The organism is Nocardia sp. CNS-044 (assembly GCF_059570515.1).
This window is the reverse complement of record NZ_JCANSX010000010.1, coordinates 1-12663: the sequence shown is the minus strand read 5'-3', so window position 1 is coordinate 12663 and position 12663 is coordinate 1. Positions and strand designations below refer to the sequence as shown.

The 12663-nt window shown below is 64.9% G+C and carries 13 protein-coding genes, 2 tRNA genes and 2 pseudogenes; 8 read left to right on the top strand and 9 right to left on the bottom strand.

Features of this window, described 5'->3' with window-relative positions:
- Nucleotides 1-2: 2 nt before the first annotated feature.
- Nucleotides 3-563 carry a hypothetical protein gene (locus tag T333_RS25990; protein ID WP_357247380.1) on the bottom strand — a complete coding sequence of 187 codons (561 nt, stop codon included), beginning with the start codon at nt 561-563 and terminating at the stop codon, nt 3-5.
- Nucleotides 564-674: 111 nt separating this feature from the next.
- Nucleotides 675-908, bottom strand: a complete 234-nt coding sequence (locus tag T333_RS25985; protein ID WP_496426145.1) for a hypothetical protein — start codon at nt 906-908, stop codon at nt 675-677.
- Nucleotides 909-925: 17 nt separating this feature from the next.
- Between T333_RS25985 and T333_RS25980 the strand changes: the two genes are divergently transcribed.
- A complete protein-coding gene (locus T333_RS25980) occupies nt 926-1339 on the top strand; it encodes an SHOCT domain-containing protein (RefSeq protein WP_355001509.1) in 414 nt (137 codons plus the stop codon).
- Between the two features lie 101 nt (nt 1340-1440).
- Here the strand turns inward: T333_RS25980 and T333_RS25975 are convergent, their stop codons facing one another.
- From T333_RS25975 to T333_RS25965, 3 genes are all read right to left on the bottom strand, one after another.
- Nucleotides 1441-1680 carry a hypothetical protein gene (locus T333_RS25975; protein WP_355001508.1) on the bottom strand — a complete coding sequence of 80 codons (240 nt, stop codon included), beginning with the start codon at nt 1678-1680 and terminating at the stop codon, nt 1441-1443.
- A gap of 804 nt (nt 1681-2484) precedes the next feature.
- Nucleotides 2485-2569, bottom strand: a tRNA-Leu gene (locus T333_RS25970).
- Nucleotides 2570-2659: 90 nt separating this feature from the next.
- The gene (locus tag T333_RS25965; protein WP_496426144.1) at nt 2660-3016 is read right to left on the bottom strand and encodes a winged helix-turn-helix transcriptional regulator; all 357 of its coding nucleotides are present in this window, start codon (nt 3014-3016) and stop codon (nt 2660-2662) included.
- Between the two features lie 141 nt (nt 3017-3157).
- On the opposite strand from T333_RS25965, the gene T333_RS25960 reads away from it, so the two are divergent.
- The 4 genes and pseudogenes from T333_RS25960 to T333_RS25945 all read left to right on the top strand — a co-directional run.
- A complete protein-coding gene (locus T333_RS25960; RefSeq protein WP_496426143.1) occupies nt 3158-4027 on the top strand; it encodes an NAD(P)-dependent oxidoreductase in 870 nt (289 codons plus the stop codon).
- Between the two features lie 99 nt (nt 4028-4126).
- Nucleotides 4127-4211, top strand: a tRNA-Leu gene (locus T333_RS25955).
- 182 nt (nt 4212-4393) lie between these two features.
- Complete coding sequence (locus T333_RS25950) at nt 4394-5344, top strand: site-specific integrase (protein WP_496426142.1); 951 nt, start codon at nt 4394-4396, stop codon at nt 5342-5344.
- A 19-nt stretch (nt 5345-5363) separates the two neighbouring features.
- A pseudogene (locus tag T333_RS25945) lies at nt 5364-5987 on the top strand (IS256 family transposase); the annotation flags it as partial.
- A gap of 465 nt (nt 5988-6452) precedes the next feature.
- Here the strand turns inward: T333_RS25945 and T333_RS25940 are convergent.
- On the bottom strand, nt 6453-7403 hold the full coding sequence (locus tag T333_RS25940; RefSeq protein WP_496426141.1) for an NmrA family NAD(P)-binding protein: 951 nt from the start codon (nt 7401-7403) through the stop codon (nt 6453-6455).
- A gap of 132 nt (nt 7404-7535) precedes the next feature.
- On the opposite strand from T333_RS25940, the gene T333_RS25935 reads away from it, so the two are divergent.
- Nucleotides 7536-8063, top strand: coding sequence for a winged helix-turn-helix transcriptional regulator (locus tag T333_RS25935; RefSeq protein ID WP_496426140.1), 528 nt, complete (start codon nt 7536-7538; stop codon nt 8061-8063).
- Between the two features lie 620 nt (nt 8064-8683).
- Nucleotides 8684-9335, top strand: a pseudogene (locus T333_RS25930) (PAS and ANTAR domain-containing protein).
- A 434-nt stretch (nt 9336-9769) separates the two neighbouring features.
- Here the strand turns inward: T333_RS25930 and T333_RS25925 are convergent.
- Nucleotides 9770-9979: a hypothetical protein gene (locus T333_RS25925; RefSeq protein ID WP_496426139.1), complete on the bottom strand. Its 210-nt coding sequence runs from the start codon at nt 9977-9979 to the stop codon at nt 9770-9772.
- 298 nt (nt 9980-10277) lie between these two features.
- Nucleotides 10278-10709: an NUDIX hydrolase gene (locus T333_RS25920; protein WP_496426138.1), complete on the bottom strand. Its 432-nt coding sequence runs from the start codon at nt 10707-10709 to the stop codon at nt 10278-10280.
- On the opposite strand from T333_RS25920, the gene T333_RS25915 reads away from it, so the two are divergent.
- Entirely contained in the window at nt 10665-10958 is a 294-nt protein-coding gene (locus tag T333_RS25915) for a tetratricopeptide repeat protein (protein ID WP_496426137.1), read from the top strand. The genes T333_RS25920 and T333_RS25915 overlap by 45 nt on opposite strands.
- 193 nt (nt 10959-11151) lie before the next feature.
- On the opposite strand, the gene T333_RS25910 is transcribed toward T333_RS25915, so the two are convergent.
- Nucleotides 11152-12543, bottom strand: a complete 1392-nt coding sequence (locus T333_RS25910) for an IS1380 family transposase (protein ID WP_496423424.1) — start codon at nt 12541-12543, stop codon at nt 11152-11154.
- Nucleotides 12544-12663: the final 120 nt, after the last annotated feature.

The following is a 12663-nucleotide window of genomic DNA, read 5'->3' as shown; positions in this document are numbered from 1 at the left end:
TTCTACTGCATCTGGTCGAGCATGCCGGAGAACGCCGCCTTGACGCGCAGTGCCTTCTTGATCTCGTCCGCCGTCACATACGGGTACTCGCCGTACTCCAGGAAGCTCGGGAATTGATGCTCACGGAAGAATTTCACGACCGCTTCGGTATTGGTCCTCCAGTCCTCCGGGAACCCTTCGAGGTTCACGAACACGGTCGTGATACCCGTCGACAAGAACAGGGCGATGGCGTCCTCGACGTACTTGTCGAAGTCGGTGTCGAAGATCCCCTGGTACTGGAAACACAAGCCGTCGCCGAGGTCGAACAGCACCCACCGCAAGTAGTGCAGCCGCAGCGGCGCCAGAACGGTGGGATCTTCCGCGACCGCGGCCTCGATCTGCTTGCCGTACTCCCGGATCGCCGCCTCACGACCGGGTTTGACCTTCGCGATGATCGAGAAGCCGTAATTGGCCGGTGTGCGGGGAAATACCGGCCCGTACCGCCCCTGCTCGAGCGCGAAATAGCCTTCCTTCGGGATGGCCATCGCCTCGGGCTTGGACCAGTCCCCGTCACCTGTGGTCATATCCGCCTCCGTCTCCAGCGGTGTTGGCGGGAACAAGCAGACCGCTCTCCGATGGAGAGTTGCGAAGAAGTGGTCCGCACAACGGCCGATCAGACCGCCTCTTGACGGTGTTCACACGGCGATTTTAGCAGTCACGATCATCCATACCATTTGCTCGGCAATTTCGCCGAAGCCTGGCGCCGACATCGTCGTGCGCCTATTTTCGAACCACACCTTTGCGCTGTCGCCGAAGCGTGGACGAACCACAAAGAAGACAAGAGTTTGTTTTCGATCGAAAGGCCGACCGGCAGTCCGGTTACTCCGCGGCCGGGATCCACGGCTGGCAACGACGCGGAAAATATCCATCCGAGGAGGTTCACAGCATGGATTCGTTCTGGGATTACGTGTGGTACACGATCCTCGTGTTCGCCTTCGTGGCGTACCTGATCGTGCTGTTCCAGATTCTCATCGATCTGTTCCGCGACCACACCGTCTCCGGCATCGCCAAGGCCCTGTGGGTGATCGCGCTGGTGGTGCTGCCGTACCTGACGGCGTTCGTGTACCTGATCGTGCGCGGGCGGGGCATGGCCCTGCGCGCCCAACAGGCGCAGGCCGAGGCGAAGCAGGCCACCGATCAGTACATCCGGCAAGTCGCGGGCAAGTCTCCCGCCGAGAGCATCGCCGACGCCAAGGCCCTCCGCGACTCCGGTGTCATCACCGACGCGGAGTTCGAACAGCTGAAAGCTCAGGCCCTGGGTGGTCCCGTTTCGACACCCAACGCGCCGACCGGCCAGTGACCGCTCATCGAAGACGCTGCGCCGCGTTCTCCACGTCGGAGGCGAGCACGTCGTCGCGCTCAGCGACGCTCAGCCCGCAACCGGTGTAGAAGTCGCATGGCTCAAAGCAGAGCGTATTCGGACTTCACCCTTGCCGGCGTCTGGTCGATGCTTTCGCACCATTGGTCGTGCAGGGTTCGCCAGACTTCGGTGGCGGTGCGGGTCCACTTCGATTCCAGCTCTGCCGCGGCCAAAGCGGGCTTCTCCCTTTCGACTTCGTTGTCCGCGTGTGCGGCGCGGTCGACCAGCTCGCTCCAGCGCTTGAAATCCTGATGTAGTGCGTCTTCGATCGTATCGGGCATTGCAGCTCCTTCGCGTGTGGTAGTGATCTTGTGAATCGGATTCTCGGAAACAGGGGAACGGGTTCCGGCAACGTGGTCGGGTAGCGCGGACCCGAGAACCATGAGCCGCTGAGGCTCGCCGATGCAGCAGTTCTGAAGTTGTGGAAACGCTCGACTGTTCGGCACGCCACGCAATCGTGGGGACCGTCTCGTTATCGCTCTGCCCGCCGCGGTGTCGCGGGGGGTCGATCTTCACTATGAAGACGAGAGGGGAGGACTGGGATCGCGAGTGAGTCGATTGCGGACTTCTGCTCGCCGACCTCATGGCAGCTGCGGGGCGTGCGGTCGTGGAGACCTAGCGTCTGCGCGGCTGCCGAACCTTCCCGGCCGCCTCTTTGATATCAGCTTGGTCACAGTTTACGCACAGTCGGTTAACTGTGCATAGAGGAAATGCGGAAGTCGCCCTAGAAAACCGCAGGTGCGGCGCTGCGCCGCCGCACACCCAGCAGGTTTGCCAGCTGCATGTGATACACGTCATGCCAATTCGGGTTGACATGGATGCGGCTTGCCCGCGGCCGGGCGCGGCAGCGAGCACGATGCCGGTGATCGATTCGCCATCCGCGCAGGCTGGCTCCGGCGATCTGTTCGCCTGGTCCAAAGTCGGCCGTCGGCGTTTCGCGGAGATGCGCCAGCGGACTGTTGCCATACCGAGCCGACAGCCGGGAACGCGAGAGCTCGAACGGACACTCTTTGGAGGTGTGGCACGTCGCCGCGCAAACCAAAACACGGTTTCGTGGCACATCTGCCGCGAAACCGTGCATCGAGTGTCCGAAGGGGGACTTGAACCCCCACGCCCGATAAAGGGCACTAGCACCTCAAGCTAGCGCGTCTGCCATTCCGCCACCCGGACCGGTGTCTTCTGTTGTGTCCCTGGCGACTTGGCGTCGCCAGCGGATCATGATCATAAACGGGTGGTCGGGGGGTTCACCAAATCGCCAGGTCAGGCGGGGACATGCACCCGGCCGGCACCGATGCGGTCGATGCGGTCACGGCCCCACGCGCCGAGCGGTTCGAGGGCGCGATTGAGAGCCGAACCCAGTTCGGTGAGCTCGTACTCCACGCGCGGCGGGATCTCCGGGAAGACCTCGCGGGTGACGATGCCGTCCTCCTCTAGTTCGCGCAGCTGCTGGATGAGCATCTTCTCGGAGACGCCGGGCAGGCCGCGGCGCAGTTCGCCGAAACGGCGCACCCCGTTCTCCTCGAGCTCCCAGAGAATCAGCGCCTTCCACTTGCCGCCGATCACGTCCATGGCCGCGTCGATGCCGCAGAAATATGGTCCTGATCTCTTCGCGCCCACTGCCGCACCTCGCTAGCTGCTCACACACATGTTGGTAAGTACCCGACCGAATAGTAGGTACTTGTCGACCCAACGTCCCTCGCGCACTGTTGATTCCAGCGCGCTGACCACAACGTTTCCCACCCAAGGAGTTGACCCGCGATGGCGGAGAACCAGCAGAACCCGGTGACGGTCCTCGGACTCGGCGCGATGGGCCAGGCCCTCGCGGCGGCCTTCCTGAAGATTGGACGACCCACCACCGTCTGGAACCGGACCCCTGGCAAGGACGCCGACCTGGTCGCGGCCGGAGCGGTCGGCGTCGCCACCGTGGACGAGGCAGTGCGCGCGGGCGAGGTGATCGTGGTCGTGCTGCTCGACCACGCCTCGGTGCACGCCGCGCTCGACCCGGTCGCCGACCGACTGTCTGGCAAGCAGGTGATCAACCTGACCAGCACCGCGCCCGAGGAAGCCCGCGAACTCGGCCGATGGGCCGAACAGCACGGCATCGACTACCTCGACGGCGGCATCATGGCGGTGCCGCCGATGATCGGGCAGCCCGGCGCGTCCATCCTGTACAGCGGGTCGCGCAAGGTCTTCGACGACAACCGCGAGACGCTCGAATCCGCCGCCGCCGCAGACTATTTCGGCGAAGACGCAGGCCTCGCCGCGACCTGGGACTTCGCCCTGCTCTCGAACATGTACGCGATGTTCGCCGGGTTCCTCCACGGCGCGGCGCTGGTGCGCTCCACCGGGGCCTCGGCAAGCGCGTTCGCCGAACGCGCGACCGCGTGGGTGACGGCGATGGCCCAGCTCATCCCGGAGTACGGCCGGATCATCGACGGCGGCGACTACACCACCGACGTCCAGCACCTGAACTTCCACAAGGCCGCGATGGACGCCATCGTGCGCGCCAGCCGCGACGCCGGCGTTGCGCTCGATGTGATCGGCCCGATCAAGTCCCTCATCGACCGCCAGGTCGCCGACGGCCACGGCGCCCTCGCCTTCGAGCGCACCTTCGAAGAGCTGCGCTGACCCGCCTCCCATCCACCCCCGGACCACCCCGGTGACCAGCGACTCGTACCGCGATTTGGCCCCAGCCGCCACATCCGATAACCTTGCTGAGCACCACCGGTCCGGGTGGCGGAATGGCAGACGCGCTAGCTTGAGGTGCTAGTGCCCTTTATCGGGCGTGGGGGTTCAAGTCCCCCTCCGGACACAGATAAACAGCAGTTCAGGGGCGTAGTCGCGAGATTGCGCCCCTTCTGCGTCCACATTGCGGTCCACAAACGGGAATCTGAGGGGATTCGGCCCGAGTCGAAGGACCACGCCCCGGTGGCACGACCCCGCAAGACGACCCCTCGCATCCGCGTTCGCAAGGACGGCAGCACGGTAAGTCAAGTGCGCTACCGCATCACACGCCCCGGCGAAGAGGAAACGGCGACCTCGCAGACATTCACAGACCACGCCGCCGCGATCCGCTGGGCCAAGCTGCTCGACCGCGTCGGCCCTGTCGAGGCTGAGCGCGTGCTCGCCGCGCAGCTCGGTGCGGTCGCTGAGGCCGTCATGCTGACACCGTGGCTGCGACGGCACGTGCAACTACTCGGCGAGAGCGTCGAGGAGGAGACCAAGCGCAAGTATCTGCGCATGATCGACCACGACATAACTCCGTTCTTCAACGGCGAACACCTTCCGGTCGTCGCGCTCACGCCGGACATGGATGTGGCGTGGGTGGAGTGGCTCGCAAACGAGCTTGGCAATGCACCCAAGACGATCGCCAACAAACACGGCCTGCTGTGCTCGGCGATGGGCGCAGCGGCCCGTCATCGGCCAACTCCGCTGATCCCGAATCCGTGCGCGGAATCCAAGCTGCCGAAGCGTATTGCGCGCGAGGTCGACCACCTGAGCGAGGATGAGTTCGAGTTGGTCGACGCTCTGCTCGCGCCGTTCTGGCGCGCCTGGTGGGAGTTCGGCGTGATGTCGATGTGCAGGCCCGGCGAGCAAGGCGCGCTCACGGTTGGCGACATCAACCGGCACCCTGGCGCGGTCAGTGTCACGAAGGCGTGGAAGTGGGCGAACGGACGGCTCAAGCTCGGAGATCCGAAATCGGCCCGCGGCATACGCACGACGTTCGTTCCCCTCGAAACGGTGGCTCTGCTCGGCCTCGATCGCGACGCCAGCGAGCAATTGTTCTTGTCGCACACTGGTCGCCCCGTGACGCGTATTCGGTTCTGGGATGAGGGCTGGGCGCCGATGATGATCCGATTGCGTGCACTCGCCGCAGGCGACCCGACCCCGTTCACCGGCCGAGCCGATTGGGAGGGGCCGACCCGCGCGTCGACGAGACGATGATTCACTCGCTCGCCACCGCCTGCGGCTACGAACTGCGCGGCAGCTGGTGGCCCAGGCCCGCAGCAACGGCTTGCAGCTGACCGGTGAGGGTGGGCTGTTGCAGCAGTTGACCAAGATGGTCGTCGAAACCGCTCTCGATGGTGAGATCACCGACCATCTCGGCTATGACCACGGCGACCCGGCCGGTCGTGGGACAGGCAATTCTCGCAACGAAAATCGGTCGAAGACGGTGGTCACAGACGTCGGGCCGGTCGAGATCGACGTCCCTCGCGATCGGGACGCCAGCTTCGAGCCGCAGATCGTGCGCAAACGCCAGCGCCGGCTCAACGGTGTGGAGAACATGGTGTTGTCGCTGTCGGCCAAGGGGCTCACCCATGGGGAGATTTCCGCGCACCTGCGTGAGGTTTATGGCGCCGAGGTGTCCAAGCAGACGATCTCGGTGATCACCGACAAGGTGGTGGATGGCATAAGCGAGTGGCAGAACCGGCCTCTCGACAGCGTGGATCCGGTGATCTTCCTGGATGCGATCCATGTGAAGATCCGCGACGGCAAGGTCGCCAACCGGCCCATCTATGTCGCGCTGGCGGTCACCGTCGATGGCACCCGCGACATCCTCGGTTTGTGGGCCGGAGATGGTGGTGAGTAACCCAATCAAACCGAGTTGCACCGTTGGCTGGACAGACCCTGGCTCCGACACCGCCCCCGCTGCGCTTCGCGCGGCCGACGCAGTGACCGTACTTCCGGATGATCCGGTGGCCGCCGCCGAGGAAATCCAGCGGCGACGCGAGGAGAGGGCTTCTCCTATTTCGTCTTCGGCGCCGGACTTCGCCGATAGGTTCGCTCCGGTCGTAGCCGAGTTCGCCGGACGGTAGTCGGGTGTCGATGAGGCGAGCCTGGCGGCACGGCTCGTATACGCGCCCTGGCGAGGCCTTCGTCGCTGCGCACAACAACAGCAGCAGATGGCAGCGATCGAGGAGGTGCAAGGCCGAGGTGAGCCCTATTCGCCGGGCTCCTCTGGGTTCTGGTCGGGCGTGCGAGCACAGTTCCGGCCGGGGCGACGGGAGTCGTTCGTAGCCCGAGATGCTCACTCGCAGTGCCATTTCGGTGTTCAGGCGGTCGGTGGTTGGATGAAGCGGTCGCGATGGGCGTGGATGAATTCGGCGAAGGTCTGGGGTGGGTGGCCGATCGCCTCGGCGAGTGCGGTGGTGTCGAGCGGGGGTGTGATCGGCATTTGTGAGAACTTCGCACCCAGGGCGGAGATGTGCTGGGCCATAGCGGGATTGATCGTCGCGAAAGCATCCTTCCGTGCGATGTCGTCGAGTTCGCTCTGCCACTGCGCCGCCGGAATGTGGTGGTAGCTGACAGGATTTCCGGTTTCGGCGCCGATGAGCGCGGCGATATCGGCGTGGGTGTGCACGGCGGCGCCCGGCGGGTAGAAGGTGGAGCCGGCAGGGTATCGGTTCGGGTCGGTGAGGGCGGCGACGGCGAGGTCGGCGGCATCATGGCCGCTGATCCACGGTATGGCGGCTTCGCCGAAGCTGTTGGCGAAGGCTCTGGTGCGGCGGATGGATTCGGCGTGCAGGAGCGCGATGTTCTCGTAGAACAGCGCGGCGATTCGCAGGGTGGTCGGTTCGAGTCCGGCCCATGAGAACACCTCTTCGGCGGCCCAATGCGCGCGGCCCAGTCCGCTGGGACTGTCGGCGGCCGTGGCCGCCATCGACATCACCACCAATCGCGGCGCGGACGCGGCGGCACGCATCGCCGAGGCCAGATTCGTCGCGGCTTGCACGACGCCAGGTGCGATGGGGTAGGTGAAATACACCGTGTCCACGCCCTCGACTGCGGTGTCGAGTGTCCGACGATCCAACAGATCGCCCACCGCGATCTGCGCCCCGAGCTCACGCAGACGGTGTGCGCGTTCGTCGTCGGTGCGAACCAGTACGCGCACGGTTCGGTTCTGCTCGCGAAGGCGCTGCGCGACATGGGAACCGGTGCCGCCATGGCGGCCGCCCGCTCCGATGACCAAAGTGGTGGACCGTGCATCGGTGGAGAAGCTCACCGCACGTCCTTTCGATAGTTCACCCGCAGGTGAGTGTCGGATCGTTGGCGGTCGTGGATGACCGCGGAGCCCACGCTAAAGCAGTAACTATCATCATGCAAGTTACTATAGGGTCCGTGGAAGGATCGACGGATGCGACGAACGAGTTTCCAGACCATGGGATGTCCGATAGCGGGCGCGCTCGAGCATGTCGGCGACTGGTGGACACTGCTGATCATGCGAGACGCGTTGGACGGATTCAGCAGGTTCGACGAGTTCGGACACAACCTCGGCATCGCCCCGAACATGCTGACCAGGCGATTGAACACCCTGGTGGAGGCCGGTCTGCTCGAACGCAGGCGATACAACGACGCGCCGCCGCGCTATGAGTACATCGTGACCGGGAAGGGCCGAGACCTCTTCCCGGTGGTGGTGGCCCTGTACGAGTGGGGCCGAAAACACGCCGACACCGCCGAGCCGAGTGTGGTCCTGGTCGATCGTGACACCGGTGAGGAGATCGTCCCCGGCCTCGTCGACCGGGACAGCGGTCGTCCGCTGTCCACCGTCAACTTCGCATTCCTCGCCGGCCCCGGTGCCGACGACCGGATGCGCGAACGTCTCGACCCCGATCGCCGCGCCGCCCGCCGCCACCGCGCGGCCCGCGACGGCGACAACAGCTGAGGTGCGCGCCGGTGGGTCGACACGCGTCCTCGCGCGTGATCGTTCATTCTCGCGAAGTCCCGTTTCGATCACAGCCAAGGCTGGGTAAGACGACGATATGACTCCGATGAACGAACGACCTGCCCAGATCGTCCGCATCGAGCGCGGAACCGCTGGGTTGAGCGGGATCATCGCAGTGGCTCTGCCTGCGGCGTAGCAGTCTTGACCGGCTCGCTCTCCGCAGCTTTGGGATCTGGCGCAGCAATGTGCGCAGCGATGCTTGTGCTGGTGCCCTCGATCGGCGCACGCCCCTACGGCTTGGGCAACCGCGCCCATCCGCTGTAACCAACTCAGACCCCAAACCCCAGCCCGTTCATCGGCGCAGTGCTCAGCCTGGCAACCACACCCACCGCAGCTGCTACGGATTCGCCGAATGGCACCGTCTCGATACCACCGCTACCGCACTGTGCTTCCTCACCAGCGTCATGGTGTTCTGGCTCGTACATGAACGCCTTGCCCGCCTCGCCCAAGCCGATCGGCCTGGCGGTTTCGACGGGCTCGGGTGCGGTGGCCGCGTTGGCGGCGGGCAGCAGCCGTTCTGACCCTCGTGGTGCGCGGTCCGCGGCGACGATACTCGAGCGGTGACAGAAACAACGGGCCTGACCATCGTCGGCACCGACCCCACCTCGCCGCCTCGGGCGGGGAGTTTCCGGTTCTGGTTCGCCGATCAGCGCTGGGAATGGTCCGACGAGGTCGCCGCCCTGCACGGCTACGCACCAGGCACCGTCGTCCCGACCACCGAACTGCTGTTGGCGCACAAGCACCCCGACGACCGCGCCGAAGTCGCCGACACCCTCGTCGCGGTGGTGCGGACCGGTCAGCCATTCTGCAGCCGCCACCGGATCATCGACACCGCCGGGGTCGAGCACCACGTGCTGGTGGTCGGCGACCAGCTGCGCGATCACACCGGCGCGCTGGTAGGGACCGCGGGCTTCTACATCGACGTCACCGACAGCGTCGGCCAGACCCGCCAAGCCGTCCTGGACGAGGCGCTGCCCGAACTGGTTGAAGCCCGAGCGGTGATCGAGCAGGCAAGGCGCCCTGATGCTGATCTACGGGATCAGCGCCGAGCAGGCGTTCAACGTGCTGGCTTGGCGTTGCCAGGAGACCAACACCAAGCTCCGCACTCTCGGCGAGAAACTGGTCAGCGCGCTGCGCGATTTCGGCGGCAGTTCGGTGAGCACCCGCACCCGGTTCGACCACCTGCTGCTCACCGTGCACGAACGCCTCTGAGCGCCGGTCACTCACGCCGGTCCGGGGTCGGCTCACAGCCATATCGATCGATTCCGTCGGCGTCCGGAGCGGCATAGTCGGGCTGTCATGTGCTGCTCAGGGCAGTACGTGATGCTGAATCCAGGTAGTCCCGCGTGAGTGGATGCGGGTGTCGTCTTCCGCGAGTGGGTAGCGGGTGCGTTGCCGGGCTGGACTTCGGCCAGGCGTTCCCACCCCTGATGAAGGGGGCAGAACCGGCAACGCATCCGCCCAGTGCTGCACACCGGCCACCCCCCGGTGCAGCCAGGGATGGAGGCGTCGCGGGAAATACAGCCCGCCTGCTCACCGGCCCAACCATCGCGGCCTAGATCGCCTGGGTCGACAACCTGATGCCCGAACTGGACAGCGACGGCGCCGGTCCGGACAGGTGGCGCGGCTGACGTAGAGCCAGAACCTCAAGACCCAGCGGTTTTGGCGACGGTTTCGGACACCGTGGTGCCGTCGGCATGGAGGGTTTGAGGACTTGGATCGCTTTCGCGCGGGTGAGTCGGCGCCGATGCTGTGTGGCGGCGATAGCGGCATTCCTTCGCGGATTCCTCTGTGTCCTCGTCATTTCCGAGAGATGCGATGATGTTGTCGAGGTTGCCGAGGAACTGTCGGTCCATCTCGATCCTGCACCACGAACCCGGTCGAAGCCCACTTTCACCACAGCGAAACGGCTGACGCTATCCATCGACAGTCGATCCGGGTTGTTCCGTCCCGGACAAACAACCCGGATCGAAGTGAGGAAATGCCATCGAACTGAGACAGGAACCGCTGGCCAGTGCGTGAGACAAACCAGAAACAACCAGGTCAACCAACTGGCAGATGCCACGAAATTTGAGACCCTACACCGAGCAAGCCGCGTAGCCGTTCATAGGCCGAAATCCGGATCCTACTGGCGACCGGATTCGACTGACCGGGCTATCGGGCGGACGTCAAGGAGCCGAAGTAGGTTCCGAGAATTGCATTGTCGCCGTAGGCCAGCGGGGTCGTCTCAGCATCCTTGCGGGAGAACCACCGCAACGCCTGGCCCTCTGTGAGGGTCACGTCCGCGATATCGAAGTCGACGGCGGCGGTGAAGGTGTGCTCGATGCCGAAGTCGAGGTCCCGTGTGCACAGGTGCGTCACCTTGGCCGGGTCGAGCTGGAAGCCGATCTCATTGGCGTTATCGATCAGCTCTTCAGCGATCTCACGAACGATGCACTCGAGCGGGGTCTCACCGGGCTCGAGCATCCCACCGAGCAGGCTCCACATGTTCGGGTAGAGGATCTCTGGCTTGTCGTCGCGCAGATACAGCAGTACCTGGCCGTGCGGGTTGACCAGGATGATCTGTGTGCCTTCCTTTTTCGCCATGGGGCTGTTGTCCTTTCAGCGTTGGTAGGCGGAGGCGATCTTACGGACCGCAGCGGCGACGTCATCGACGTCGACGTCGGTCATCGCGGGGTAGAGCGGCATCCTGAGATCTTGGTCTTCCGAAACAATCTTGCAGGTCTCTACTGGACTGCGGGCCGGGTGGCGGAGGCAGTCGCACTATTAGAGCCGAACTACCACGATGCCGAGAGGATCCTCGGCCCCGACCACCCGACGACCCGACCACCCTGACTTTCCGTAGCAAAGCCGCGCAAGGCCCCACGTTTCGCGGTAATAGCTGACTAAGCCTCGATCCACCGACGGGTCTCGGGGATGGTCCGCGCGCCCGCGGCGCGCGGACCATCGGGTCTCGGGCGTGAGGTAGCCGCTGGTCTGCCCAGCTTTTCCACTGTTTTTCCTGGTTGTAGGGATGGCTTGCGTGCGATCAGCAGGTCGAGAGTGTAGTGGTGGTGGCGTGCCACAACTGCTGCCAGGCAGCGACCCAGGGCCAGTGAGTGGGTAGGTGCAGCACAGGTTTTCGCTGCGGGCGAGCGAAACGAGCGGGAACGGCGATGATCTTGCGTCGCAGCGTGGTGCCGCGGGCTCTGCCCAGACTCGGGTCGGCGAGCGTGCCGGCGGCGCGCAGCAGATTGTGTGCGATCGCCGCGCACAACACCCAGGCGGAATTCGCGCCGAAACGACCCGACGGCATGTGAGCGAGCGGGCCGTCGATCAAATCCGCGAACACGGTCTCGATGACGGCGTGGCGGCGGTGGGTGATATCGGCGTCGACGGTGGGTTCGGCGGAGTCGGTGAAGAACGGGTGATATCGCCAGACCGGGAACAGTTCGTCCTGGCGGGCGGCGTCGCGGACGCGGCGCACGATCAGCCGGGCGGTGACCGCGTCGGGTTTGGAAGCGAAAGCGGTATAACCGATTTCGGCGACCTCGGCGTCGGAGATCCACTCCCCGGTGTCGGGATCGCGGACCGCGCCCGGATATTTCACCGGAGTCCACGCATCCTCGCCGATCGCCGCGATCGCTCGCTGCACGGCACGGTTCTTCGTGAGTACCAGCGAGAACCGAACACCGGCGCGTCGGCACGCACCGACCACCGCGCGGGTGCCGTAGGCCGAATCGCCACGGACCAGGATCTCGCCGGTGACTCCGGCCGCCCGCGCGGTGGCGACGGCCTGGGCGACCATCCGGCCGGCGCCCTTGCCCGAGCCGGTTCTTCCGGCACGTAACCGCATCCCGGCGATCACCGGCGCCGCGAGATCGGTACTGATCGTGGTAGCCAGCGGCGAAAGTCCTTTCCGGAGAATGCGTTTGCCTGCGATCTTGGTGTGACCGTAGGAGGCACCCTGCTTGGCATACCCGTACACCGGGCGCAGCAGCGAGTCGATATCGACGAATGCCCGCACCCCGGCACCCGGCAGCAACTCCACCCGATCACACAACCGGGCCAGATGCGTTCGCAGCACCGCCTCGAGCTGGCGAGCGTGCCCGAAGGTGAACTCCCGCAACAAAGTTCCGATCGTCGACGGCGCATACACCCGATCGAACACAGTGGCCATGCCGCCGCTGCGCAGCACGCCGACATCGTCGATGCTGTCCGCCCCAGAACACATCCCCGCGATCAGCGTGGCCAGCTTCGGCGCCGGATTCGCCGACCCGGACTCGATCCGCGGTGCGGTGATCATCACGTTCTCCGCCAGCGCCTCTACCAGCCCGGTTCGCTCCGCCAGCCGCATCACCGGCACCAGCCCGGCCAACGCCACGAGATTGTCATCGTCGAACACCGCAGACTCCGCGGCGAACCTATGAGAAACTTGCACTCGAAGTGCCCTTCTGAACTGCACGATTGTTGCCTAGACAACAGCAATCATCCCAGCTCGAAGGGCACTTTCTCATTCAAACAACACCGACGGGCGCAAGCCCGTCGGTGGATCGAGGCT